The sequence below is a fragment of the Paraburkholderia lycopersici genome, from assembly GCF_900096975.1.
Classification (GTDB): Bacteria; Pseudomonadota; Gammaproteobacteria; order Burkholderiales; family Burkholderiaceae; genus Paraburkholderia; species Paraburkholderia lycopersici.
In genome coordinates, this window is record NZ_FMYQ01000010.1 from 61,538 (window position 1) to 87,319 (window position 25,782).

The following is a 25,782-nucleotide window of genomic DNA, read 5'->3' on the forward strand; positions in this document are numbered from 1 at the left end:
CTCCCAAACCTTTCATGTACCAAAAAGCCACCGTAAAGCAACCGGGGATGCAGTTTTATTACTAAGGATAACCGATGAAAAAATATCGAATTGGTGCATTGATGATCTGTGTGCCGGGCGTGGTCATGGCGCAAAGTAGCCTCACGCTGTATGGAGAAATAGACGAAGGCATTTCGTACATCAACAACGCCGGCGGCGGCGCAGTCGTCAAGATGCGCAGCGGCGCGTGGGATGGTAGCCGATGGGGACTGATCGGGAGTGAAGATCTAGGCGGGGGCTACCGGACGATCTTCAGGCTCGAAAACGGATTCGATGCGACCTCGGGCGCGCTGGGCAACGGCGGCCGCGAGTTCGGCCGCCAGTCATATGTCGGCATCGAAACGCCGTACGGTAGTATCACGGCGGGACGGCAATACGACACGATCGTCGAGAATCTTGGCCCAATCCTAAGCAACGGGCGCGCCTCGTCGCCGATCTACGATCTGGACAATGCGGGCAATGACTGGGCGACCAACAACATGATCAAGTACAAGAGCCCGAAGTACTGGGGCCTTTCGTTCTCGACGATGTATGCATTCGGCGGCGCGGCGGGGCATTTGTCAACGAGCAGTGCATTTGGGGCGGGTATGAACTACGCGCGTGGGCCGCTTTCTGCGGGCATCAACTACACGTCCATCCGCGACCCATATCAGGTATGGTGGAACGGCACGGGCGCATCCAATATTGTCACGTTCGGGCCTTATTTGCCGAATGCCCGTGCGCTGAACATTTCCGCAGTCGGGGCCGCGTACCAGATCGGCGCTTTCGTCGCACGTACCGGCATGACTCACTCAGTGTTGACGGATTCGATTAACGGCAGCAACGCGCAGTTCAACACGTACCTGATTCAGGGCGACTATATGGTGAGACCGAATCTCCGGCTTGCGGCCACGGCCGATATCACGAACGCTAACGTTGGCACACTCGGAAAGCATCCGAAATACCGACAATACAACTTGCTTGCCGACTATATTCTGTCGAAGCGTACCGACCTCTATGCGTGGCTCATCTACGGCACGGCGGCTGGCGGCGCAACGCAGGCCCAGATCGGCCAGCTCGCCGCGTCGTCGACTCCCCGGCAGGTGAACGTTCATGTCGGTATCCGCCACCGCTTCTGATACTACGGCAGATCCGGCGTGACTGCGTGACGCCGGCCCAGCCGGGTCACGCAATATCGGCACTTCGGTCGCGCTTACGCACTCACAGCGATATCGGCCACGCTATATAGCCCTGCTTTCCGGTTACGCAGAAAGCGGGCAGCCTGAAGGCTTCCATGCGCATAGACCGCGCGGTCGTCGCAGATGTGGCGGATCTCGATGCGTTCGAGATCGCCGATCAGCAGCGCGGTGTGCTCGCTAACAAGATTCCCTCCCCGCACCGAAGCGATGCCGATTGTCCCCTGTTTGCGCGGACCAGCCTGCGCATCGCGCCCGTACACAACGATGTCGCCCCGGGGATAACCCCGTGCGGCGGCGACCACTTCGCTGAACCACAACGCGCTGCCGGATGGCGCATCGACCTTGCTGCGGTTATGCGATTCGACGATTTCGACATCGTAATCGCGAAGCAACGCAGCGGCCATTTCCAGCATGCGCGCCATAACGGAAACAGTCGGACTGAGATTGGCAGCATGTACGATGGGGATGTGTGCCGAGGCCGCCTGGATCTTCGCCAGCGTTTCGGCATCCTGTCCGGTTGTTCCGATTACCATCGCAGTGCCGTGACGCAAGCACGGTTCGAGATAGTGGCACGTCGCGTCGGGAGCGGAAAAGTCGATGAGACAGTCGATCTTGTCGAGCGCCCGCTCGATGTCGTCGTCGATCTCGACATCGGTTGCCCAGTTCAGAAACGCCGTGGCGGATGTGCCGACGGCACGCGCGCCCTGTCGTGACAGCGCAGCACCGAATTCGAGGTCCGGTGCGTCCTGTAATGCACGGATCACCATTCTCCCCATACGTCCGGTCGCCCCGGCTACGCCTACTCGCCACAATTCCATTCGCTATTCCTTGGTACATTGCACCGCTTTTTGATCTGATTTTCCAGATGCCGTCTATGCTTGCTGAGCAGTGCAGCTCTTTGAACGATACGGATCGAGAGTAGCACGCGCCCTTTTGCGGCTAGATATAAAAAAGTCTTCAATGTTCCACGTTTCATTTATATCGAGGAATGTTTTACGTCCAGATAAGCTGCACGTATTCCAATTTTGTGCGTTTCACAGAGCATGACGAATCGTTCTGGTTCAGGCAACGAGGTGGTGATCGTAGGCGCAGGTATCGTAGGCGCAGCCGCTGCCTACTATCTCGCGAACGCCGGATTCGGCGTAACGGTGATCGATGCAGGAACACCGGCTGCGGGCGCGTCCGGCGCATCGGATGGTGCGGTGTCGGTGGCAAGCAAGAAGCCGGGACCGATGATGACGATTGCTCGCGCGGCGCGAAACCTGTACGGAACCCTCGAACGTGAGGGCGTCCTGGCGGGTCTCTTCCATACGCGCCCGACTTTCATGTTCGCGCGCACCGAAGAAGAAATGGCGCTGCTCGCGCTGCATGGCGAGGATCTCGCGAGCACCGGCGAAACGGTGTGCCACCTCGACCGCGCGGAATTAGTCGCGCACGTGCCCGGGCTCGGCCGCTGCGTCGTTGCCGGGATTGCCGTTCCCGGGGACGGACATGCGATCGGTTACCAGATCGTCAACCGGATGCTGCGTCTCTCTCATGCACGGGTGGTTCGCCATGCGCCGGTGCGGCGTGTGCGTGTCGAAGACGGCCGCGCGGTCGGCGTCGAGACGACGGCCGGCTTTTTCGGCGCCGATGCGGTGCTGATTGCCGCGGGATCGGGTTCGGCGGCGCTTGCCGGATTCGGCGACGTTCTGCGCCCGCGCAAAGGCCAGATCATCATTACCGATCGCGCTATGGACAACGTCCCGGCGCTGCAAGGTCCGCTGATGTCGGCCGCGTATCTCGCGGCAAAGCGTTCGTCCAGCAGCGCGCGCAATCCCGTCAGCCTCGTGATCGATCCTCTGCGTACGGGGCAATTTCTGATCGGCGGCACGCGCGAAGACGGTTTCGGCGATCACGAAACCACGGTGCGCCACATCTCCGCGATTCTCGGTGAGGCACTTGACGTGTATCCGGCGCTGCGCCGACAACGCGTGATCCGGACGTTTTCGGGAGTACGGACGGCCACAAAGGACGGCCTGCCGATCGTCGGCGCACATCCATCCGTGAGCGGTCTGTCGATTGCGACGGGCTTCGAGGGAGACGGCATCTGTCTCGGACCGCTGATGGGCAGTGTCGCCACGGATATCGTGCGCGGCAGGGTGCCTTCAATCGATATCGGGCCGTTTTCGCCGGCGCGGTTCGGCGAGTCGGCGCATCTTCACTGAGCAGGCACATCCTCGAATAGAGCTTGCATAGGGATGCACCATTGGGACATCACACAAACGGATTAGAAAGGATGACTGAATTTATCTGGAAGGACGAACCTGTGACGTTTCTCGAAGGAGAGACGATCGCGTCGGCGCTCAGGCGCGCCGGGCACGAGTGCCTCGGCCGCTCCGCGAATGGTCAATCGGCCCGTTATTTTTGCGGCATCGGCCAGTGCCAGGGCTGCCTTGTCTCCACCGGCGACGGCGCACCTGTGGAAGCGTGTATCACGCGTGCGATGCCGCAAAGGATCGTGGAGCCTGCCTTCGAATCCGTGATGGAGCGCAAATGAACGGACCGGATGTTCTGGTGGTCGGCGGTGGACCTGCCGGCGTGGCTGCTGCAATCGAACTCGCGAAGCAGAACCTCTCCGTGCTTATGGTCGAGCAGCGCAGCACGCCTGGCGGCGCCATTCATCGCGCACGTCACGACGGCGGCCCGGGCGCGGCACCCGTTGCGCGCCGCCACAGGCGAAACTGGTCGCGGCTCCTCGCGGCGCTAGACACATATGCTGCGAAGATCGACGTGCTGACCGAGACCGTGTTCGCCGGGATCGACGGCGAAGGGCAATGTCTGCTCGACGTCCGCGCGCAAGGACGCGTCCGTACGCTGCGCCCGTCCGCGATCATCTTCGCCGTCGGCGCCACCGAAGAGATCCTGCCGCGTTCCGGCTGGGAGTTGCCAGGCGTGGTGACGGCCGGGGGACTGCAGGTGCAGATCAAGGAAATCGGCGCGCCGACCGCGGGACGCATCGTGATCGTGGGGACCGGCCCACTGCCGCTTGCGCTTGCAAGCCAGCTCGCCTCGCTCGGCAATCCGCCAGCCGCGCTGATCGAAAGTGCGAACCCGCGCAGGAATGCGATCGCGAGTCCGCTCGCCGCGCTGAAGCTTCTAGCGCGCCTGCCGCTGCTCGCCGAGGGGGTCGGTTATCTGTGCCGGCTCGCCCTGCACAGGGTCCCGCGCCTGCGCGGCTACACCGTGACGCAGATCGTCCGCTCCGGCAACGGGATGCGCGTGACGGCGGTACGGGACGACACCCCCGCCATCGAGTTCGAGGCCGACCTCGTCGTGCTGCACGACGGACTGAGGCCAAACGACCGCGCGTTGCCGCAAGGCAGCCTGCACGGCATCAGGATCGCCCGCGCGGGGGACTGCCGGGAGATTCTCGGCGCCGACGCGGCGATCGGCGACGGGCGCATCGCAGCTCGCCGCATTGCCGCCGAACTGCGCGGGAAAACGGCGCTCGCGGCTGAACCGGGTTGGCGACGACGCGCCCGCATGTTCCAGTCGGCGCTCGCCTGCCTCTATCGGACGGAACCGCCGCCGATCACGCCGGACACGGTGGTCTGCCGTTGCGAGGGCGTGACCTACGCGCAACTGATCGACGACGGCAGCACGACTTCAGCGCGGGAGATGCGGTTGCTCTCGCGCGTCGGGATGGGGCCGTGCCAAGGCCGCTTCTGCGCACGGGCCGCGAGCCGCGTGGCACTGGAAGCGGGTTGCGACTTCCCTCCCGATGAAATAGACGGTGCGTCGCCGAGGTGGCCGATCAGGCCGGTCTCGGTGGAGGCCCTCGCATCCGCCAACGAGCTTTGAACACCTTGAGCCAAACATCATGAACACTTCCGGATTCGATATCTGCAATCCCTTCAACCAGGTGGTCGTCGGAAGACTGACCGCCGCGACGCCCGAGAACATCACCGACGCGGTCACACGCGCGCGGCGCGCATGGAAAGCGTACCGCCATTCGACGCCAGCCGAACGCAAGGCACTGCTGTTCTCGCTCGCCGATCAGATGAACCGCCACGCGGATGAATTCGCGCGGACCATTTCCAGCGAAATGGGTAAGACCATTCGCGAGGCGCGCAACGAAGTACGACGCGCGCAGAACACGCTGCGGCTTTCCGCCGAGGCTGGCACCGTGCTGCATGGCGAGGTGCTGGCGTGCGCCGTGGTGCCCGGCTCGCCAGACAAACAGGCGACGCTCACCTATGAGCCGGCCGGCGTCGTCGCGGCTATCACGCCGTTCAACTATCCGCTTAACCTGCTGTGTCACAAGCTCGGCCCGGCACTGGCGGCCGGCAACGCTGTCATCGCGAAGCCCTCGCCCAAGGCGCCGCTTGCCGCGCAGATGCTCGGCGAGCTTGCACGCGAAGCAGGCTTGCCGGATGGGTTGTTCCAGGTGCTGCACGGTGGCGCGGACGTCGCGATGATGCTCGCGCGTAGCGACATCGACCTGCTGAGCTTCACGGGCGGTCCGACGGCGGGCCTCGCGCTGAAGAATGCAGCGGGGCTCGTGCGCTGTCTGATGGAACTGGGCGGCAACGATCCGCTTGTCGTGATGCCGGATGCGGACCTCGAACGCGCGGCGGATACGGCGATCGGGCATCGCTTCGAAATCGCGGGGCAAAGCTGCGCGGCGGTGAAGAAGCTGTATCTGCACAGCGCTATCCGCCCCGCCATGCTCGAATTGCTCGAATCGCGCGTGCGCGCAGTGCGCTTCGGAGACCCATCGAATGTGGAAACCGACATGGGCACGGTGATCGACGAAGCGGCGGCGGCCGAGGTTGAGCGCCGCGTGCGCCGCGCGATCGACGACGGCGCGAAGTGCCTCGTCGGCGGAACACGCAACGCGACGCTATTCGCACCGACGCTACTCGATACCGTGTCCGCCGATACCGATCTCGTCCGCACGGAGACGTTCGGCCCGGTTATTGCCGTGCGTCCATTCGATTCAATCGACGAGGTGATCGGCGAGATCAACGACAGTCCGTACGGTCTGCAGGCGGGTGTTTTCACGAACGATCACCGGCTCGTGCGGCGCGTCGCGCGCGAACTGCGCGTGGGCGGTGTGATGGTCAACGAAGGACCGGACTTCCGCGCGGAAAACGTGCCGTTCGGCGGCGTGAAGTCGAGCGGCCTCGGGCGCGAAGGCGTTCACGTGACGCTGCGCGAAATGAGCGAATTGAAAGTCGTGATCGACTGAACTGCGCGAACAAGCAACATCGACCTGAGTGCGAGGCAGACGGCCCGCACAAGCCTTCAAGGCGGCTATGCCGCCACATCCGGAGTGAATGAATGAACAAGCCCGACTGGAAAGCGACGCTGAGCGGTGTGTTCACCGCGCTCGTCACCCCCTTCAAGCATGGTGAAGTAGACGTCGACGCGTTTGATCGTCACGTGCAGCGCCAACTCGACCTCGGCGTGCACGGGATCGTTCCCGTCGGCACGACCGGCGAAGCCGCCACGCTGACGGATGCCGAAACCGCAACCGTTATCCGTATCGCGGTCGAACGCGCACGCGGCCGCGCGTTCGTCCTCGCGGGCGCGGGGGCCAACGACACAGCCGTGGCGATCGCGAAGGCGCGGCGCGCCGTTGAGATCGGCGCGGACGGCCTGCTGGTCGTCACGCCCTACTACAACAAGCCCACGCAAGAGGGACTCTTTGAGCATTTCTCCGCCGTTGCATCGGCCGTGTCGGTGCCTGTCGTCCTTTACAGTGTGCCTGGCCGCACCGGCGTCGAACTAGCGGCCGATACGGCGGCACGGCTCGCGGCGGCACATCCGAACATCGTGGGCATCAAGGAGGCCGGCGGGCGCGTCGAACGCGTGACCGAGCTGCGCCTCGCGTGTGGCGAATCGTTCGTCATACACTGCGGCGACGACGCGCTCGCTTTGTCGTTCTACGCGCTCGGCGCTGATGGCCTGACGAGCGTCGCATCGAACCTGATTCCGCACGAGTTGCTGGAAATGTACTCGGCGTGGCGCCAGGGAGACCTGACACAGGCGCTGCGGCTGCACGACCGCGTGTTCGACCTGGTGAAGCATCTTTTCATCGAGAGCAATCCGGTTCCCGTCAAGGCGGCACTGGCGGCCTCCGGGCTCATGTCGCCCGACGTGCGCTTGCCGCTGGCCAGACTCGCCGCGAAGTCGGAGACGGCTTTGCTGCAATGTCTGGAGCGTTACAGCGACATCGTCGGCTGACGCCCGCCGCGGCAAGGAGGCATGCCATGTCCATCGCACCGTCACTGCGGCGCCCCGTCGTGCATGATCTTACGCTAGGCGTATTGATGCTCGATACGCGTTTCAGCCGCTTTCCGGGCGAGATCGGGAACGGCAAGACGTGGCCGGTGCCGTTGCAGTTCAAGGTCGTGCGCGGCGCGACGCCGGAACGCGTCGTCGATCGCGCGGGCGAGGGGCTGCTCGAACCGTTCATCGAAGCGGCTCGAGAACTCGTCGATCTCGGCGTGCGCGGCATTACGACGAGTTGCGGCTTTCTCGCGTTGTTCCAGCGCGAACTGAGCGAGGCGCTGCCGGTGCCGGTCGCGACGAGCGCGTTATTGCAGGCGCCGCTCGTCGAAGCGATGCTGCCGCGCGGGCGGCGCGTGGGCATCCTGACGTTCAATGCCGATGCGCTGACTACACGGCACCTCGCCGCGGCCGGCGTCGATTCGTCGACGCCGGTCGAAGGCATGCCAGCGGACAGCCTGTTTCGGCGCGTGTTCTCCGACTCGGAGCTCGACGACGCTCCCGACTTCACGGTACTGCAAGCGGAAATGGTGCGGGCAGCCTGCCTGCTCGTAAAGCGCTGCCCCGAAGTCGGCGCGATTTTATGCGAATGCACGAACATGCCGCCGTTCGCCGCCGCCGTCAGTACAGCGACGGGTCTGCCGGTCTTCGACGTCGTCACGCTGATCCGCTGGTTTGTGCTCGGGCTCCAGCCCGGCCGCCCCTTCTGATGTCTGCATGGCCGACCGCGGCGCGCGGTAAGGCCGAAGGAATCCAACTGTGTCTGAAACGATAATCGAAATCAGGAACCTGAAGAAGTCATTCGGGGATCATCACGTACTGCGGGACATTTCGCTGTCGCTCGGCAAAGGCAGCGTGACGACACTGCTCGGTCCTTCGGGCTCCGGCAAATCGACGCTCTTGCGCTGCATTAACCTGCTGACGATTCCCGACGCCGGCAGCGTGCGTGTCGGCGAACGCGAGATCGCGTTCGGCGCGGGCCAACTCCGCGTGCGTTCCTCGCAGTTGAGCGCGTTTCGCGCGACGACGGGAATGGTCTTCCAGCACTTCAACCTCTTCCCGCATATGAACGCCGTGGAAAACGTCATGGAAGGCCTCGTGACCGTGCGCAAGGAGCCGAAGGCCATTGCGCACGACAAGGCGATGGCACTGCTCGAACGCGTCGGTCTCGCCGACCGCGCGAGCCGCTATCCGGACAACCTGTCGGGCGGCCAGAAGCAACGGGTTGCGATCGCAAGAGCGCTCGCAATGGAGCCCGCGGTCATGCTGCTCGATGAGGCGACTTCGGCGCTCGATCCGGAACTGGTGGGCGAGGTGCTGTCCGTGATCCGACAACTGGCCGAAGCGGGCATGACAATGGTGCTCGTCACGCACGAGATAGGATTTGCCCGCGATGTTTCTGACACGGTAGTATTTATGCGCGATGGCCTGGTGGTGGAAAAAGGGGCGCCGGACATCGTCATTGACAACCCTGTCGAGGCGGCCACGCGTTCATTTCTCGCGCGCTTCTCCGCGGCATCGCGATCGCCAGGCGCGTGAGCAGCCGCAACGAACGCCACCGCATGGCGTGCGGCTCCCATCCATAGCCCATACTCGAGCGATTTGCGGAACGACGCGATGCGAGAAGTCAGCCTCACCCTTACCCAGACGTTTTTCCTCGTGGCGCGGGAGGGTTCGTATTCCGCCGCCGCGCGAACCCTGAATATTTCGTATCAGTCTGCGGCAAACCATATCCGGCGTCTGGAGCAGCTTGTCGGCGAACGCCTCGTAATCGCCGAGCGCGGTGCGAAGTCCATCCGACTCACTGCGCGCGGCACCAGCCTGTTTCAACTGCTCGAACCGGAATTCGAGGTGATGCTCGAACGTCTGGGCAATTTGATCGACAAGGAACGTCCGATCATCCGAATCGGTATGCCGCAGGCGATTTTCTACTATCTGCTGCCGCCGGTGCTGAAGGCATTCAGCGCGTTGTATCCAGACGTCGAGATAATCGGCTACGAGCGCGACACCGTACTTTCCGATCTGATTCGCGAAGGAAAGCTCGATGTCTGCATAAGCGAGCGTTACTTCGGCGACCCCGTTGTGCCGCAACACGTCATTTGCAGTTACGAACCGGCGCTCGTTTTTCCGGCCGGATGGGAAGGCCCGTCGAGCGAGGAGGACATTCCGCGCTGGGCGCTCGACAGGCCGCTCGTGACTCACGAGCCCGGACAACTGCTGCGCAACGTAGCCATGGACCTGCTCGACGTGGCGGGCCGGCAGCCGCGCGTCGTCGTGTCGACATCCGGCAGTTCCAGTGTGAAACGCTGCGTCGAGGAAGGACTCGGCTTCGCGGTGATTCCGGGCTGGTGTGTCGACAGCGACGACATCGACCTCAAGTTCATGCGCCTGTCTTCCGTGCCGAAAATCCCCATCTATTTTGGCGAGGCTCTATTTCTGCGTACCAATCCCTACGTGCGGACATTGCACAAGCTGTGTGCGGAAGCGATTCTCGACAAGATCTACGAACTCGCCTCGGGTACTTCGATTCGCTCCAGGCACGATTCGCACGAATGAGTCGCACCCTGGCGCCGAACATAAATTTCTGCATAAGCGTTGGTGAGAAAAATATGTCGCGCGCCGATCCCTGTTCTTTTTAAATGGAGTCCGGTGAATGTCGGCATTCGCGATGCGAATACCCGTCGGCATCGCCGAAAACGATTTGGATTCCATGGGGACTTGAATGCTATCGACGATCCGCGCGAAAGTGCTCTTCATTGCCATTGCGACGGTCACCGCTGCGACCGCCATCACAGCGGTCATTGCATACGGCGTTGCCAGCCGCTTCAACGACGCTTCGATGGCGCGTCACCTCGCGCAGCTTTCATTGAGCGATGCGAAGAATATTGAAGACTGGCTCGCGTCGAAACAGACGCTCGTCGTATCGCTTCAGGCGACCGCGCTGTCCGCCGACCCGGTGCCCTATTTCCAGCTGATGACGAATTCCGGCGGGTTTCGCAATATCTACGCCGGCTACACCGACAAGACGATCCGGCAGGCGCACGAAACCGGCGTGCACATCGATCCGACCTTGCGGCCATGGTATCGGGCCGCGTTCCTGGCTGGCAAGGCGATTGTGATGTCGCCGTACGAGTCGTTGCCGAGCCATCAGATTGTCGTATCGTTCCCGACACCGCTTTACCGCGAAGGTCAGTTTCAGGGCGTGCTCTCTGCCGACGTTGCCATGACTTCCGTCGTCGACAACGTGCGATCCATTCACCCGACGCCTTCGAGCTACGCCGTACTGGTCGACGGACAGAACCGGATCGTTGCGTACGAAAACCCGCAATTGATGCTCAAGGCCGCGACCGAACTCGATCCGGCGCTGAGCTCTGAGCGGCTCGCTACGCTGGCCGGTTCGACGCAGCCCTTGAGAGCGCGCATCCGCGGACGCGATGTGCTGGTCCTCGTACGGTCGATCGCCGGGACGGACTGGCAACTGGTGCTCGTGCTCGACGAACGCGAGGCTCGCGACGGCCTGACGAGCCTGCTCGCCGTTTCCGCATTGGCGGCGGTGGGCGTTTCGCTGCTCTCGGCGCTCATCGTGACATTGCTGCTCAAGGGACCATTCAGGCGATTTTCCGAGGTCGGCGACGCCTTGGAGCAGATCGGGCACGGCCAGGGCGATCTCACGCAGCGCCTGCCGATTGTCGGCGCGGATGAAGTCACGCGAATTGCGACGCTGTTCAACGACTTCGTCTCGCGAATCCAGACGACGTTATGGCGAGTCCGGCAGACGAGCACGGAGGTCAGCGAATCCTCCAGGAAAATCGCCGCAGGCAATCTTGATCTGTCCATGCGCACTGAGCAGACCACGGGCGCATTGCAGGAAACATTCGCGTCTATCGAGGACATCAACCGTACGGTGGCCGCGCTCGCGGACGACGCACGGGCTGTGGACGAGCGCGTAATGCAGGCCTCGGCCATGGCGGGCAAGGGCGGCGAAATCGCATCGAAGGCAGTATCGGTGATGGGCGAAATCGAGGCAGCTTCGGGACGGATCAACGATATCACGTCGGTCATCGACGGCATCGCGTTCCAGACGAATATCCTGGCGCTGAACGCCGCAGTCGAGGCCGCTCGCGCTGGAGAGCACGGCCGCGGGTTCGCGGTGGTGGCTGCGGAGGTGCGCGTGCTCGCAGGACGCAGCGCGCAGGCGGCCAAGGAGATCAAGGCGTTGATCGAATCGACCCGGGATTGCGTTCGCGAAGGCTCGGTGTTCGTCCACGATGCAAGCAATTCGATGCTGGCAACGGCGAAACAGATTCTGGAGGTTGCGGTGTTGATCGAGGCCTTCAATCACGCGTCGAGCGACCAAGCCGGCCGTGTCTGCGACATCGCGGCTATGGTTCACCAGCTCGAGGACGCGACCCAGCGGAACACGGCGCTCGTCGAGGAGTCAGCGGCCGCCACCGCGTCGCTGAACGACCAGGTGTCGGCGATGAACGGCGAACTCACGCATTTCGTTCTTTGATATCGAGCCGGGAGGCATCTCGACGAACGGAAAGGTGAACTCTGTGAGGGAGGCCAATCACGGCAGCGAAGTGATTTGTTGCCGTTGCGCCAGGAACGTTCTACAGAAGCCGTGTTCTATGGAGCACGTGAGGAGGCCCGCAGCCCACGCTTCCGCCCAGAAGTTGCTTTTTGCGTCCGATTCCTTGCCCAGTAGCGACACGTCGAATCTGTTCGGAAAGTGGTGCATAGGCGATTCGGATTTGGCGCTGATGCTGAATTGCCTTGCTCTAAACAGCGATCCGGTACCCGCAAAGTTGGCGAACTATGCTCAACGCCAGTGGGAAAGACTGTCCGTGCAGGAATGGATTGCGCTCAATCCGTTTGAATTTCCATCCGGAGTGGCGGGAATCGGCCGGCTAGCGCACGAGGACCGAGCGCGGCGATCGTCTCGGACGGACGCTCAATGCCAAAGCCACAGAGCGACCTGCAACGGTCCGTCATCCTTGGCCGAAGCGGACGTTGAATGAGCGCATGCGGGTTGAAGATCTCAACCGCGACTAATCGATCGAATCGCTGCAAGTTCAGGCAGGGCTTGATCCCGTCAGGCGAGCACGCGCTTGCACGTCGTCTCGGACACTGCCCCAGTATTTTCCCGACGATGGCGAAGGCGCTCCAGGGCGGCGGCCCTAGCTTCATCGTCCATCGCCGTCCTGATTTTGGTTTGTATACCGGGCGCTCCATTGTTTTGAAACGAGAGTGTCGTGATGTCGGCAACATCACCATTACTCGCAACGACTACCTGATCTGGCGGAACACGCATAACGGCAGCGACGGGCTCGACTTGACGCAGCTCACCCAGTGGGAAAGCATTGCGCTCAACGACAATTCGCAGCTTACGTTCAAGAACTACAGCACGCTCACGCCCGGTGACGCCGGTCCGGGAACGGGCACGCTGTCCATCGACAGCAGCAGCGCGGCGCTCTGACAACGGCACGAATGCCGTGCGGCCCTGGGAGCCGAGCGCGCTGGTCAACGTCGTCAATGCGGGAACCATCGACATGACGAACGGCCCGACAACCGCAACGGACCGCTTCGTGATTTACGGAAGCTACGTCGGCCAGAACAGACGGCTCAATATCCAGACGGTGCTGGGCCGCGACAACTCCCCGTCCGACCAGCTCGTGATACAGAAGAGCTCGACCGCAACGGCTGACGACGCTCAACGTGTCGAACCTCAATGGCGCGGGTGCGCTGACGACCAGCAACGGCATCCTGGTTGTCGACGCGGTGGATGGCGCGCAGACCACGCGTGGCGCGTTCGCACTGGGCAGCCGCGTTGCGGTTGGCGTGTACGAGTATCAGCGCTTTCGTGGCGGCCTGTGCTTGATCCAGAAATTCCCGGCTACGTGCTGATGCCGGCGATAGCGCAGCAGATGGGCATCGCCGCGATCGGCACGTTTCATGATCGCCGCGGTAATCAGTCGCTGCTGGACAGCAACGGCATCGCCCGCAACGTATGGGTCCACGCACTCGGTGTGCCGGCGTGACCAGCGGTGGAGTTCGACGATTGGCGGCAATAATTTCCAGCTTTCACCAGCGATCGACGGCAGCATGTGGGGCGTCGAGATCGGCTCCGACGTGTTCGCGCGTCAGGACGATCAGGGACGTGCGGATCGCGTCGGCGCCTTGTATGCGCATACAGTCACGCGCGGCACAGTGTTTGGCAATGTGTTGGCGATTGATAACTACTGACCTGAGCCGGATCGTGTCGCCAAACGGCAAGTGAGTTCCCTTATCGATGCTGCCGCAAATTCGGAAGAGAGGAGACAGACGTTCTGTCGCCGGCCAGCGCGAATATGTCACTGATTATTTGTGGCGCTGCGGTCGATAAACAGCAATGGCGCAGACGAAAAGGAGATTTATCATGGTAATACCGGATGCTGAAATGATCAGCCGTCCAGCGAAAAACGCGAGACAGCCGTCAGCCGAGTCCAATCGCCGACTCATCTATCTCGCGCGTTCCGCCAATCAGGGGCTTGTTGCGGATCTGCAAGCTGGGGGATGGGAGGTTACGGTGTCGCCTGGGGCCAAGGTCGCCATGACCAGGGGAATGGCCATCGGACCCGTAGCCGGACTGGTTATTCTCGACGACTTCCGACCGAAGGATTGTGCGGCGCTCGAGCAATGTCTGAGTCAGCGATCTATCGGCTGGGTCGCCGCCGCGTCCGCCCCTCGGTTGTCAGACGCCACCGTACGCCGCCTGGTTCGCGATTATTGTTTCGACTACGTGACGCTACCATCGGTACCGGAAAGGATTACGCGGGCGCTCGGTCACGCGCTCGGCATGTCCGGACTGAATGTCGTGGACGCGCTCGAGGAAGCACCCGTCGAAAAAGAGGATGCGCTGATCGGCAGTTGCGATGTGATGCACCAGCTTTTCCGCGCCATCCGCAAGATCGCCGCAAGCGATGCATCGGTATTCATCGCCGGCGAATCGGGGACGGGCAAGGAACTGACCGCGGTTGCGATCCACAAACGCTCGGCGCGGCGCAATGCGCCATTCGTTGCGATTAACTGCGGCGCCATTCCGCGCCATCTGCTGCAGTCGGAACTGTTCGGCTACGAGCGTGGCGCATTCACCGGCGCCATTCATCGCAAGGCTGGGCGCGTGGAAGCGGCCGATGGCGGCACGTTATTTCTCGACGAAATCGGCGACATGCCAGTGGAAGCACAGGCCGGCCTCTTGCGCTTCCTGCAGGAGCGCAAGTTCGAACGCCTTGGCGGCCATAGCCCCATCGCCGTGGATGCGCGCATCATTTGTGCGACTCATATCGATCTCGATATGGCAATCCGCGATGGGCGTTTTCGCGCAGACCTCTTTCACCGTCTATGTGTGCTGCGCATTGACGAACCTCCGCTGCGGGCGCGTGGACAAGACATCAAGCATCTGGCGCACCACTTTCTGAACCAGTTCCGGCGTGATGGTGCGCGTAACATCAAGGGTTTCATGCCGTCTGCGATTAGCGCAATGCATAGCTACTCCTGGCCCGGCAATGTTCGCGAATTGCTCAATCGCGTGCGGCGTGCAATCGTGATGACCGAGAACAGCCTGATATCAGCCCAGGATCTCGATCTTGCGGACGTCACCCCGCCGCAGATAATGACCCTCGCGCAGGCGCGGGAGGCCGCTCAAAAGCAGGCGATCGAAGAGGCGCTGTTGCGTCGAAACCGGCTCGGTGAGGCTGCGTCCGACCTGCGTATCTCGCGCGCCACGCTCTATCGCATGATGACCGCTTACGGACTATCCAGCTCGGCCTCGGTTCGCGCCGGTGGTCGCGACGAGGAGCACGAAAACTCCGACGAAAAGTGAGTTTCACCGGCTGACCCGTGACGTGCTGAACTTGACGCGCAAGCTAACCCGCCTGCGCACGCTCCTGCTCGTTGGCGGGCGTAATGTGTACCGCGAGCAGCGAGCCCAATGTGTCGACAGCCCTATGAACTTTGCTGCCTCGCTTGCGCTTGTGGCGCATCACAGCCCGCGCGGTCCGCTTTCGCACGTGGACTGCAACGGGCGTCGATCCGGAATCACTGCACTGGGCTGGCTCTGGCGCTCCTGCGCCACGCGCGGCACCGAACGCAGATCGTTGACCATCGCCTCGAAGCAACCGGCGTTGAGCCCGTGCTGCGTTTGCTGGTAGACCATCTCCCACGGCGGGAAGCGGGTCGGCAGCATGCGCCAGGATGCACCGGCTCGCGCCATCCGGCGCAGCATATTGAACATTTCGCGCAGTTCATATCGGCGCTGCGGCGCGTCTTCGCTCATCAAGATGAGCTACGGAGCGGCGAAGCTCCATTCCTCGTCCGGAGCCCCCCTGAAACATTGCCGGTCGCTCACACGGGGCGCACTGTCGGTCGAGATAGCTAGTCTCCGAGCCTCGTACGGATCGCCGAACGTGGCTCGCCGGTTCCCGACTAGCGGTCTGCCCGGGAATCCGGCGTCAAACAGCCGATTTGCCTTTCGATGCACCCGTTCAATACATGCAAAGCCTATGTCCGCATCGAGCCGCTTTATGCCTTGCATGAGAAGCTGCGCCCGCGGAAATCGCCGCGCCTGATCGCTGACATTCGCGCCCGATAGGTCGCGTTCCCCGGCAATTCCACGTTCGCGTTGACAAGTCCTTTTTGCCGATCTAGTTTACTGGAAAAATACCTCCATAATACTGGATGAAATGGACGTTCATCGTACTATCGCGCAACGTATCCGCGACCTCCGCGATGCCAAAGGTTGGTCGCTAGATACGCTCGCCGAGCGGAGCACCGTAAGCCGTTCCAACATCTCGCTTATCGAACGAGGTCGAAGTAGTCCAACCGCTGTCGTGCTCGACAAACTGGCGACCGCCCTCGGCGTTTCTTTGGCGTCGCTCTTTGAGGGGACAGAGGAGCCGGCGTCTATTGAGCTGTCGCCGCATTCATCCCTACGGGACCAGCCAACGTGGACCGATCCCGCGTCAGGCTATGTACGGCGCAACCTGTCGCCGCCGGTCTGGTCGCCTATTCAATTGGTAGAAGTCGAGTTCCCGCCGAACAAACAGGTGACTTACGAAACGGGGAACCGTGACGCCGAAATTTATCAGCAGATCTGGATAACAGAAGGCGTCATGGAAATAGCCATAGGCGACCAGCAATGGCAGTTGCAAACCGGCGACTGCCTTGCCATGAAGCTGGACCGGCCTGTTAGCTACCACAACACCTCGCGACGGCCAGCCCGTTACCTCGTCGCGCTATGCACCCTACCTCGCGAATGGCAGAGCAAGAAATGAGTGGAACGACAACTATTCGGCGCGTTTGCCCGGAGGAAGTGATGAGCTATGTCGACGCGTTGTCCGATATCCTCATCGACTGCGTCGAAGGCGGCGCCTCGGTCAGCTTCATGTTGCCGATATCGAGAAGTACCGCCACCGAATTCTGGCAGCAAGTCGCCGTGGGTGTGATGCGCGGCGAGCGAATACTTTTCGTCGCCGAAAACGCTGATGGTCAAATTGTCGGCACTGTGCAATTGATCACTGCCTTGCCCGAAAATCAGCCTCATCGAGCGGACATTGCAAAGATGCTGGTTCGTCGCGGCGCAAGACGTCAAGGCGTCGGTGCGCGCCTGATGGCTGCGGTCGATGAGGCAGCCCGTAACGCAGGCAAATCCGTTCTTGTACTGGACACCGTCACGGGCGGAGATGCCGAAAGACTTTACGAGCGGGCCGGTTGGCAACGCGTCGGAAACGTGCCTAACTATGCACTGATGCCCGATGGCACGTTCTGCGGGACGACTTTCTTTCATAAGCAACTGCCGCCCCGTTCTGGTCGTTGAGTCACGTGTTTCCCAAGACGCCGGAACGTCAGCTTCGCGTTCGTATAGCAGTCACTGATCTGCCACGGAGGCGGATTAGTTCTCGCCGCCCTCACGTTCGCGCAAGGTTGCGCGGACATTTCATCCGGTAGTCCGCGGCTCCATGAACGTATGCCGGAAATACTCGCGCACCGCGTGCATCGCGGGACTCAGTTCCTTGTTCTTGCGCCACGCAAGGCCAACGCTCATTGCGGGAACCGGGTCCAGCAACATGATCGTTTCGATGCGCCTGCCTTCAAGAGACCACGGCCGATAAACCATGTCGGACAAAAGGGCGACGCCAGAGCCGTTGGCGACCATGCTGCGCACCGCTTCGACCGAGGACGTGCGCAGGATCACGTTCGGCCGCCAGGGGGTCTCGTTCCAGTAGCGCATCGCCGTTTGCGCGGCTTCGTCGACCGTCAGCATGACGAACGGTTCGTGCGCAACTTCGGAAAATGTCACGCTCTCGCGTTTGAGCAACGGGTGATGCCCGCCGACCCATAGCCGCCGCACGGAATGAATCATGGGTTCCAGCGCGAGTTCGGGGTTCGACACATTCGACGTGAGCAGAACGGCCATGTCGTACTGTCCGGTTATCAAGCCCTCTTCGATCGCATCGCGGTTCAACTCGTGCAGTTGAATCGTGAGGCGCGGATACAGCGCATTGAGCCGCTGGATGTGATGTGGCAGGAAATAGCCCAGCACCGTGTAGCTCGCCGCGATGGCGAGCATGCCGGTCAGCGTGCTTTCGAGGTTGGGAATGCGCATCGCCTCATCCACCGACGCGAGAATGGTGTAGGCGTGGTTGAGGAATCTGCGCCCCGTGGCGGTCAGCGTGACGCCCGTTGCGGTCCGCAAGAAGAGCTGCGTGCCGAGGCTGTCTTCCAGCTCCTTGATCGCGCTCGTCACTGCCGACTGCGATATGGTCAGATGAATCGCGGCTTGCGAGAGCTGCCCGAGTTCGGCCGTCGCGACGAAGTACTTGAGCTGCCTGAAGGTAAGCGCCATTGGGGGAAGAAAAAGCGTTCGTTAGCCCGAGCGTAACTCGCGATATCGAAAAAATCGATACCAAGGCATATAAAAATAAAACTTTTTTGGCTACCTGCCTCCGTATAACCTCCGTTTCAACAATGCGTTGCGCGGGCATTCAGACACGCAACCGGGCGAATCTGGAGGGGAACAGTATGAAGAAGCAGTGCGTCGACCTGAACTCCGATATGGGAGAAGGCTTCGGGCCGTGGCGAATCGGCGATGGCGTCGACGAAGCGATCATGCCGCTCATCAGTTCGGCGAATATCGCCACCGGTTTCCATGCCGGCGATCCGAACATCATGGCGCGAACCGTTCAACTCGCAAGGGAGTCCGGGGTCGGCGTCGGTGCGCATCCGGGTTTTCGCGATCTCGTGGGATTTGGCCGCCGCAGCATCGCCGAAATGCCCCAGGCGCTTGTCAACGACATCCTCTATCAACTCGGTGCGCTGCGTGAGTTTGCGCGACTGCACGGCATCCGGCTGCAGCATGTAAAGCCGCATGGCGCGCTTTACATGCACGCCGCGCGCGACGAGGCATTTTCGCGGCTCTTCATCGAAACGCTGCAACTGCTAGATCCCAATCTGCTGCTCTTTTGCATGGAGTCGTCGGCGACATACCGCATTGCGCGGGAGATCGGGCAACCGGTCATCCGCGAGTTCTATGCCGATCGCGACTACGACCGGAGCGGTTCGATCGTATTCACCCGCCGCGTGGGCCGACTCGACCCCGAACAGGTTGCCGGGAAGGTGCTGCGAGCGTGCGTCGAAGGAAAAGTGCGCACGGTCGAGGGGGACGACATCGACATCGACTTCGACTCCATCTGCATTCACAGCGATACACCCGGCGCACTGGAACTCGTGCAAAAGACGCGCGAGCACCTCGTGCAGGAAGGCATCCGGATTGCCGGGCCGCAGACATCGACGACCAGGATCTAAGTCATTTCACGGAGAGACATGATGGCATTGCACGATATCGTCAGCCCCCTGCCGGGCACGTTCTACCGGCGTCCCTCGCCCGAGGCGGAGTATTACGTCGCCATCGACTCCGCAGTGCAGGCCGGCGCAGTCATCGGCCTCGTCGAAGTGATGAAGCAATTCACCGAAATCGAGGCCAGCGTGTCGGGCCGCGTGACGGAACTGCTCGTCGAGGACGGCGAACCCGTGGATGCGGGGCAGGTGCTGATGCGCGTCGAGGAGTGAAGTCATGAACGTGGACAGTTCAACGACGGCGTTCTACCGCCCCGCGCGCATTCGCACCGTTCTGGTCGCGAACCGCGGCGAAATTGCCGTGCGCGTGATTCGCGCGGCGCAAGAACTCGGCATGCGCGCCGCCGTCGTGGTGAGCGACGCGGACCGCGAGAGCCTCGCCGCTCGCCTCGCGGATGACGCCGTGCATATCGGCTCGTCGCATGCGGCGAAAAGCTATTTGAATCCCGCGGCAGTGCTCGCTGCCGCCCGGCAATGCGGGGCAGACGCGGTTCATCCCGGTTACGGCTTTCTTTCTGAAAACGCCGATTTCGCAGCGCAGGTGGAGGCGGCTGGTTTGATATTCGTCGGGCCCTCGCCGCAGGTGATCGCGGCGATGGGCGACAAGGCACGCGCTCGCGAAACGGCGCGGCGTGCCGGCGTGCCGACGGTGCCCGGTAGCGCCGGTATCGTCAGCTCGCCCGGCGAGGCCCGGGAGGTTGCCGAGCGCATCGGCTACCCCATCATGATCAAGGCCGCGGCGGGCGGCGGCGGTCGCGGCATTCGCGTGGCACACGACGCCGCCCAGCTCGACGCGGAACTGCCGCTCGCGCAGCGCGAAGCCCAGGCCGCGTTCGGCGACGGTGGCGTCTATCTCGAGCGATTCATCGCGCTCGCCCGGCACATCGAGGTCCAGGTGCTTGGCGACGGCAACGACGTCATCCACCTGTTCGAGCGCGAGTGCTCCCTGCAACGGCGGCGCCAGAAAATTCTCGAAGAAGCGCCCTCGCCTTCGCTCACACCGAAGCTGCGCGCGGAGCTTTGCGCGTCGGCGGCGCGTCTCGCCAGGCAGGTGGGATATCGCGGCGCCGGCACGCTCGAATATCTCTTCGACGAAACGCGCGGCGAGTTTTACTTCATCGAAATGAACACACGCATCCAGGTCGAGCATCCCGTTACGGAGGCGATCACGGGAGTCGATCTCGTGCGGGAGATGCTGCGCATTGCCGACGGCGAGCCGTTGCGCTTTAACCAGAGCGACATCGCGCTGCGCGGCGCGGCGCTTGAATGCCGCATCAATGCGGAAGATCCGCTGCAGGATTTCCGGCCGAATCCGGGGCGCGTGGACGAACTGGTCTGGCCAACTGGCCCCGGCGTGCGAATCGATTCGCTGCTGTACCCGGGCTATGTCGTGCCGCCGTTCTACGATTCGCTGCTCGCCAAGCTGATCGTGCATGACGAAAGCCGCGCGGTGGCCATCGATCGCCTTGCACGCGCACTGCGGGAGTTGAACATCAGCGGCCTGAAAACCACCGCGCCGCTGCATCGAGCGCTCGTTGCCGACGACGACGTGCGCGCGGGCCGCTATCACACCAACTATCTCGATACCTGGATGGCGGCGTGGCGCGAAAGCAGCGAGGCCGCGTCGGCCGCGGCGCAAGAGTGCGTGGCGGCGGGTTCGGCGAGCACCCGGGAGGCATCATGAGCATACGCTACACGTTTGGCGGCGACGAATTCGTCTTCGCCGAGATCAGCGAGGCCATGTCGCTCGACGCGTTTTTCAAGGGAACGGCGATCACACGCGAACTCCAACGCCGCAACGTGGCTGGCGTGACCGAGATTTGCCCGGCAAACGCCTCGTACCAGGTGCGTTATGACCCGGACGTCATCGCGCCCGATACGCTCGTTGCGCTGCTAAAGAGCATCGAGGCCGAAGTCGGACAAGCCGCGCTCGACATCGACACGCGTATTGTCGAAGTGCCGGTGCTGTACAACGATCCCTGGACGCACGAGACACTCATGCGTTTTCGCGAGCGCCATCAGGACCCGGCCTCCACGGATCTCGAGTACGCGGCGCGTATCAACGGCAAGCGCGACGTCGACGAATTCATTGCGGCGCACGCGGGCTCGCCGTGGTTCGTTTCGATGGTCGGCTTTGTCGCCGGGCTGCCGTTCATGTACCAGATGGTCGAGCGCGACCGCCAGCTTCAGGTGCCCAAATACCTGCGGCCCCGCACCGACACGCCGAAATTGACGGTCGGCCATGGCGGGTGTTTCGGCTGCATCTACTCGGTGCGCGGCGCGGGCGGATACCAGATGTTCGGCGTGACACCCGCGCCGATTTTCGACCCGGCCCAGCGGCTCGACTATTTGCGTGACTTCATGGTGTTTTTCCGGCCCGGCGACATCGTGAAGTTCAAACCCATCGACCACGCAGCCTACGACGAGGCCGTCGCCGCCGTCGAAGCGGGCACGTTCTCGCTGCGGGTGCGCCCGGTGAAATTCTCGCTCAACGCCTTCCTTCGTGATCCTGACGAATACAACCGTTCTCTCGTCGAGGTGCTGTATGCCAACTGATACACTCAATGTGATCGAGGTCCTGAAGCCGGGACTGGCGACTTCGGTGCAGGATACGGGGCGCCAGGGCTACTACCACGTCGGCATTCCGCCTTCCGGGTCGCTCGACCAGTATTCGTCGCGTGCGGCGAATCTGCTCGTGGGCAATGCCGAAGAAGCGGCCGTGCTGGAATTCACGCTGCTGGGTCCTGAACTGTTATTCCACTCGGATGCGTTGATTGCGCTAACAGGTGCAGAAATGACGCCGAAGATCGACGGCGTTGGGCACCCGTGCAGTACAGCGCTGCGCATTCGCGCCGGAAGCAAGCTGACGTTCGACTACGTGAAGCGTGGCGCACGTGCGTATCTGGCCATTGCTGGCGGCATCGATGTGCCGGCGGTGCTCGGCAGCCGGTCGACCTACACGCTCGGCGCGGTCGGCGGGCTCGACGGTCGCCGGCTGCAAAAAGGTGACCGCCTCACGACAGGCGCGATCGGCGCGACGGGCACTGCGGCGCGCGAGGGTGCCGAATTGCCCGCCGCCTTGCGCGCAAAGCTCGACACCGCGGTCGAACTGCGTGTGCTAACTGGGCTTTATCACTATCGCCTCACGAGCGAGTCGGCGCAAACGTTCTTCGACGACGAATGGACCGTCGCGCCCGAAGCGGACCGCATTGGCTACCGCTACAAGAACGGGCGCCCGCTTCACTTCATGGATCGCGAGCAACCGTTCGGCGCGGGAGCGGACCCCTCGAATATCGTCGATGCCTGTTATCCGATCGGCTCGATCCAGGTGCCCGCGGGGCTCGAGCCGATCATTCTGCATCGCGATGCGGTGTCGGGCGGCGGATACGCCACGATCGGCACGGTAATCAGTGCGGATATGGATCTGATCGGCCAGATGCAGCCTAATCACCGCGCGCGCTTCACGAGCGTCACCATGAACGAGGCACTCGCTGCACGCCGCGAGTATCAACATCGTCTTGCCCTGCTGCGCGAAGCATTAGCGCGCTAAGCCCTTCGAGGCGAAGGGGCGGTCCGCAGCAACGCCGCTCCTTCGCTTGTTCCTCACACGATCCGCGTTCCGCGTGGCCTCGGGCCACACGGCGGGAACGCTCGCACCTTTTTCGCAGTATCGGCTGCCCGTCCGGCGTCAAGGCAGCCCCGCGGCGACATCGCCCAGCGGTTTGGACGCCGTTCGCCTGTTGCAGACACGAGGAGCACGATCATGGCCAATCTGGCTCAGGAAAGCACGGAGGGGGACGTCGATCTTTCGACCGTCGCCATTCCGGATAGCGCAAGAATGCCGCCTTTTTCACTGACGATGGCGTGGTGGGCGGTGTGTAGCGCAGTGTTCTATATCGTGGTTGGGGCAACGCTTGCGCTCAACTATGGCGCGCGCAACGCATTGATCGGCATGGCGCTCTCGGTCGTTTCGTATGGCGCCATCAACATGGTCATCAGCCGATACGCCATACGCACGGGGTTGTCGGTCGCGCTCTTTTCGCGCGTGCTGTTTGGAAGCGCGGGCGCCGCGCTCGCTACGTTGATCTTCTTCGCGACAGCCATTTACTACGCGGTTTTTGAAGGCTCCGTCATTGCGGTTGCGGCCAATCATCTGTTTCCCGCATTGCCGTACAAATGGGCCGCGCTGATCGTGGTCTGCTATAGCGTGCCGCTCGTATTCGGCAGCGTGCAGCACTGGCTGGACAAGTTCAACGGCGTGCTGCTGCCGTTCTATTTGCTCGGACTGCTGGCGGCCGTGGGACTGGCGACCTGGGAATACGGCTACAACGCGTCCTGGCTGGACTTTGGCCCCAAGGGCGCAGTGCCGGCCGACGGCTGGTGGCACTGCTTCGTCTATTACATGGGCGTATGGGTGCTCATGATGTTCACGTTCGACTACGCCCGCTTCGGGCGCAAGGAAGACGCGCAATATCACGGCCGGTACAATTTCGGCATGCCGTTCTATCTCGTCACCTTTCTCGTGAACGGCGCGGCGGGCATTTACCTCGTCAGCACCATTCCCGGACTGGGTACGCTCTCCGAAGTTTCTGTCGTGCTAGCGTTGCTCAAACTGATGGGCATCTGGGGGCTGTTCTTCGTCTGGGTGACCCAGTCGCGCATCAACACGGCAAACTACTATCTCGCGACCATCAACATGCAGGCGTTCTTTCAGAAGGTCGCCGGGCTGCGTGCGCCGAAGTTTGTCTGGGCACTGGTCGTCGGCGCGGTCGTCTATGTGCTGATGATGGCCGACATTTTCTCGAAGATCCTCCTGGCGCTCGCTTGGCAGGGTATCTTCGTCGTCGCGTGGGTCGGCATCGCGCTTGCCCATATCATGTCGGCGCGCTATGAACGACTCGTCGGCGCCGAAATTGAATGCCGCGACTCCCACGTTCCACAGTTCAATCCCGGCGGGCTGGTTGCCTGGTTTGCCGGAGCATTTGTCGGGCTCGCCTTGAATACCACGTCGGGCTTTCTCGCATCGCTTTCTGCACCGGCAACCTTCGTCATTTCCTGGATGGTCTATGGCGGCTTGCTGGCGAGTGCGAAGCGAACATGGTTCGTGCGAAACACACTAGCCGATCAGTAATTCGGCAGACATCGGTTTGAAGCGGTCACTGGTCATGAAGGGCAAGAGATATTCCAGCCAATGTCGATCTTTTCCGTGGGCTCGATTCGCGATTGACCGCTTAACTTCCGCAAGAGTCATTGATTCAGCCGCAGGCCGACGGTTCGCTTCGGGTCGGCTATGTCTATGCATGAGAGCCGCGCTTGAGGAGATCGCCGTGCCCGGTCGTCAGGCGCTGGCCGGTCACAGAGGGCCATGTGGTTGCCTTGATCAGACGGCCGCTTCGAGGGCGGTCGCTTCCGTTCAATCGCCGTCGTGCGCCGATGTGTCAGCACCGAAGCGTTCGACCACAAAATCAATAAAGCTCCGAAGCTTCGGCGACATCTGTCGCTCGCGCAGATACAACAGATTCAGCGGCCGCTCCGGGGGGGAAAAGTCCGGCAGCACTTCGATCAACCGCTTCGCGCGCAGATCGCCGGCAACCAGCATCGCGGGCAGCATTGCGATGCCGAGGCCGCGCAACGCCGCCCGTCGCAACGCTTCCGAATTGTCGATCTTCAACCTGCCGTCGACGGGCACGCTCACGTGTCCCTCCGGACCGTGCAGGATCCATTCGGGCTGCGTCGCGTGCCATTCCGAGCGAGGCGGATACGCGTACGTCAGGCACTGGTGCGACCGCAGCGCGTCGGGCGATGACGGCGTGCCGTGCGTTGCCAGATATGCACGTGACGCGCACAGCACTAACCTGTAAGGTCTGAGCCGCCGCGCGACGAGATCCGGGTTGCCCAGCGCACCGATGCGAACCGCCGCCTCGAAGCCGTCGCCCATCAGATCCGATAGCGCGTCAGTGACGACGATATCGAGTTTCACTTCGGGATAGCGCTCGCAGTAGTCGGCTATCCCTGGAATCAGGCACTCATTGCTGAAGACGACGGGCGCGGTTACGCGCAAGCGTCCGCGTGGCGTTGCGAGATGATCGAGCGCGAGCCGCTCCGAATCGTCGATCAGGCCGAGGATCTCGACGCACCGTTCGTAGTAGGCCTGGCCGAAGGTGCTGATCTTCTGCCTGCGCGTCGTGCGATGAATAAGCCGCGCGCCAAGCCGCGTTTCCAGCGCTTGAAGATGATTGCCGACCATCGTCGGCGACAGGTCGCATGCCGTCGCGGCCGCCGTCAGGCTGCCGGTTTCGACCACGCGCACGAAGACGGTCATCGCTTTGAGAAGGTCCATTTCCAAATAATAATTGGTTCTGTTGCCATTCGCTGTCCGTTTATCCAGTTTCAG

Annotated in this window: 26 protein-coding genes and 2 pseudogenes; 24 read left to right on the top strand and 4 right to left on the bottom strand. The window is 62.2% G+C overall.

Annotated features, from left to right (window positions below):
* Positions 1-110: 110 nt before the first annotated feature.
* Positions 111-1,157 carry a porin gene (locus BLU17_RS13045; protein ID WP_176929065.1) on the top strand — a complete coding sequence of 349 codons (1,047 nt, stop codon included), beginning with the start codon at positions 111-113 and terminating at the stop codon, positions 1,155-1,157.
* Between the two features lie 74 nt (positions 1,158-1,231).
* Here the strand turns inward: BLU17_RS13045 and dapB are convergent, their stop codons facing one another.
* The gene (gene dapB / locus BLU17_RS13050) at positions 1,232-2,035 is read right to left on the bottom strand and encodes a 4-hydroxy-tetrahydrodipicolinate reductase (protein ID WP_091997148.1); all 804 of its coding nucleotides are present in this window, start codon (positions 2,033-2,035) and stop codon (positions 1,232-1,234) included.
* Between the two features lie 225 nt (positions 2,036-2,260).
* Here dapB and BLU17_RS13055 point away from each other — a divergent pair, with 225 nt between their 5' ends.
* The 15 genes and pseudogenes from BLU17_RS13055 to BLU17_RS13115 all read left to right on the top strand — a co-directional run bounded on the left by BLU17_RS13055 (position 2,261) and on the right by BLU17_RS13115 (position 15,357).
* Positions 2,261-3,424, top strand: a complete 1,164-nt coding sequence (locus BLU17_RS13055) for an NAD(P)/FAD-dependent oxidoreductase (protein ID WP_091997149.1) — start codon at positions 2,261-2,263, stop codon at positions 3,422-3,424.
* A 71-nt stretch (positions 3,425-3,495) separates the two neighbouring features.
* On the top strand, positions 3,496-3,756 hold the full coding sequence (locus tag BLU17_RS13060) for a 2Fe-2S iron-sulfur cluster-binding protein (RefSeq protein ID WP_091997150.1): 261 nt from the start codon (positions 3,496-3,498) through the stop codon (positions 3,754-3,756).
* A complete protein-coding gene (locus BLU17_RS13065; RefSeq protein ID WP_091997151.1) occupies positions 3,753-5,060 on the top strand; it encodes an FAD/NAD(P)-dependent oxidoreductase in 1,308 nt (435 codons plus the stop codon). Before BLU17_RS13060 ends, BLU17_RS13065 begins: the two co-directional genes overlap by 4 nt.
* Before the next feature lie 19 nt (positions 5,061-5,079).
* Entirely contained in the window at positions 5,080-6,450 is a 1,371-nt protein-coding gene (locus BLU17_RS13070; protein ID WP_091997152.1) for an aldehyde dehydrogenase family protein, read from the top strand.
* Between the two features lie 92 nt (positions 6,451-6,542).
* Entirely contained in the window at positions 6,543-7,448 is a 906-nt protein-coding gene (gene dapA / locus BLU17_RS13075) for a 4-hydroxy-tetrahydrodipicolinate synthase (RefSeq protein ID WP_091997153.1), read from the top strand.
* A 26-nt stretch (positions 7,449-7,474) separates the two neighbouring features.
* Positions 7,475-8,203, top strand: coding sequence for an aspartate/glutamate racemase family protein (locus tag BLU17_RS13080; RefSeq protein ID WP_176929067.1), 729 nt, complete (start codon positions 7,475-7,477; stop codon positions 8,201-8,203).
* Positions 8,204-8,252: 49 nt separating this feature from the next.
* Entirely contained in the window at positions 8,253-9,032 is a 780-nt protein-coding gene (locus tag BLU17_RS13085; protein WP_091997154.1) for an amino acid ABC transporter ATP-binding protein, read from the top strand.
* Positions 9,033-9,110: 78 nt separating this feature from the next.
* Positions 9,111-10,049, top strand: a complete 939-nt coding sequence (locus tag BLU17_RS13090; protein WP_091997311.1) for a LysR family transcriptional regulator — start codon at positions 9,111-9,113, stop codon at positions 10,047-10,049.
* Positions 10,050-10,215: 166 nt separating this feature from the next.
* On the top strand, positions 10,216-12,006 hold the full coding sequence (locus tag BLU17_RS13095) for a methyl-accepting chemotaxis protein (RefSeq protein ID WP_091997155.1): 1,791 nt from the start codon (positions 10,216-10,218) through the stop codon (positions 12,004-12,006).
* Positions 12,007-12,124: 118 nt separating this feature from the next.
* Positions 12,125-12,514, top strand: coding sequence for a hypothetical protein (locus BLU17_RS13100; RefSeq protein ID WP_245746838.1), 390 nt, complete (start codon positions 12,125-12,127; stop codon positions 12,512-12,514).
* A 131-nt stretch (positions 12,515-12,645) separates the two neighbouring features.
* Positions 12,646-12,972 (top strand): hypothetical protein, encoded by a 327-nt coding sequence (locus tag BLU17_RS13105; protein WP_143189241.1) that lies wholly within the window; start codon positions 12,646-12,648, stop codon positions 12,970-12,972.
* A 16-nt stretch (positions 12,973-12,988) separates the two neighbouring features.
* A pseudogene (locus tag BLU17_RS34535) lies at positions 12,989-13,174 on the top strand (hypothetical protein); the annotation flags it as partial.
* 37 nt (positions 13,175-13,211) lie between these two features.
* Positions 13,212-13,400 (top strand): autotransporter outer membrane beta-barrel domain-containing protein, encoded by a 189-nt coding sequence (locus tag BLU17_RS34235; RefSeq protein ID WP_091997157.1) that lies wholly within the window; start codon positions 13,212-13,214, stop codon positions 13,398-13,400.
* A gap of 48 nt (positions 13,401-13,448) precedes the next feature.
* Positions 13,449-13,739 (top strand): hypothetical protein, encoded by a 291-nt coding sequence (locus BLU17_RS32360; RefSeq protein ID WP_143189243.1) that lies wholly within the window; start codon positions 13,449-13,451, stop codon positions 13,737-13,739.
* A 172-nt stretch (positions 13,740-13,911) separates the two neighbouring features.
* Entirely contained in the window at positions 13,912-15,357 is a 1,446-nt protein-coding gene (locus tag BLU17_RS13115; RefSeq protein WP_176929068.1) for a sigma-54 dependent transcriptional regulator, read from the top strand.
* A 46-nt stretch (positions 15,358-15,403) separates the two neighbouring features.
* Here the strand turns inward: BLU17_RS13115 and BLU17_RS13120 are convergent.
* Positions 15,404-15,882: pseudogene (locus tag BLU17_RS13120) on the bottom strand (transposase); the annotation flags it as partial.
* Between the two features lie 334 nt (positions 15,883-16,216).
* On the opposite strand from BLU17_RS13120, the gene BLU17_RS13125 reads away from it, so the two are divergent.
* On the top strand, positions 16,217-16,807 hold the full coding sequence (locus tag BLU17_RS13125; RefSeq protein WP_091997159.1) for a helix-turn-helix domain-containing protein: 591 nt from the start codon (positions 16,217-16,219) through the stop codon (positions 16,805-16,807).
* Positions 16,804-17,349, top strand: a complete 546-nt coding sequence (locus BLU17_RS13130) for a GNAT family N-acetyltransferase (RefSeq protein ID WP_091997160.1) — start codon at positions 16,804-16,806, stop codon at positions 17,347-17,349. Before BLU17_RS13125 ends, BLU17_RS13130 begins: the two co-directional genes overlap by 4 nt.
* Positions 17,350-17,469: 120 nt before the next feature.
* Here BLU17_RS13130 and BLU17_RS13135 read toward each other — a convergent pair whose 3' ends face one another.
* Positions 17,470-18,378: a LysR family transcriptional regulator gene (locus BLU17_RS13135; protein ID WP_091997161.1), complete on the bottom strand. Its 909-nt coding sequence runs from the start codon at positions 18,376-18,378 to the stop codon at positions 17,470-17,472.
* A 176-nt stretch (positions 18,379-18,554) separates the two neighbouring features.
* Here BLU17_RS13135 and BLU17_RS13140 point away from each other — a divergent pair, with 176 nt between their 5' ends.
* The 6 genes from BLU17_RS13140 (at position 18,555) to BLU17_RS13165 (ending at position 24,519) form a co-directional block, all read left to right on the top strand.
* Positions 18,555-19,337, top strand: a complete 783-nt coding sequence (locus tag BLU17_RS13140) for a 5-oxoprolinase subunit PxpA (RefSeq protein WP_091997162.1) — start codon at positions 18,555-18,557, stop codon at positions 19,335-19,337.
* A gap of 21 nt (positions 19,338-19,358) precedes the next feature.
* Positions 19,359-19,601: an acetyl-CoA carboxylase gene (locus tag BLU17_RS13145; RefSeq protein ID WP_091997163.1), complete on the top strand. Its 243-nt coding sequence runs from the start codon at positions 19,359-19,361 to the stop codon at positions 19,599-19,601.
* Between the two features lie 4 nt (positions 19,602-19,605).
* Positions 19,606-21,072: an acetyl-CoA carboxylase biotin carboxylase subunit gene (locus tag BLU17_RS13150; RefSeq protein WP_091997164.1), complete on the top strand. Its 1,467-nt coding sequence runs from the start codon at positions 19,606-19,608 to the stop codon at positions 21,070-21,072.
* The gene (locus tag BLU17_RS13155; protein ID WP_091997165.1) at positions 21,069-21,944 is read left to right on the top strand and encodes a 5-oxoprolinase subunit B family protein; all 876 of its coding nucleotides are present in this window, start codon (positions 21,069-21,071) and stop codon (positions 21,942-21,944) included. The genes BLU17_RS13150 and BLU17_RS13155 overlap by 4 nt, the downstream gene beginning before the upstream one ends.
* Positions 21,934-22,938, top strand: a complete 1,005-nt coding sequence (locus tag BLU17_RS13160) for a 5-oxoprolinase subunit C family protein (protein ID WP_091997166.1) — start codon at positions 21,934-21,936, stop codon at positions 22,936-22,938. The genes BLU17_RS13155 and BLU17_RS13160 overlap by 11 nt, the downstream gene beginning before the upstream one ends.
* Positions 22,939-23,151: 213 nt before the next feature.
* Entirely contained in the window at positions 23,152-24,519 is a 1,368-nt protein-coding gene (locus BLU17_RS13165) for a purine-cytosine permease family protein (protein WP_091997167.1), read from the top strand.
* 282 nt (positions 24,520-24,801) lie between these two features.
* Here BLU17_RS13165 and BLU17_RS13170 read toward each other — a convergent pair whose 3' ends face one another.
* Complete coding sequence (locus BLU17_RS13170; protein ID WP_091997168.1) at positions 24,802-25,728, bottom strand: LysR family transcriptional regulator; 927 nt, start codon at positions 25,726-25,728, stop codon at positions 24,802-24,804.
* Between the last annotated feature and the right edge of the window lie 54 nt (positions 25,729-25,782).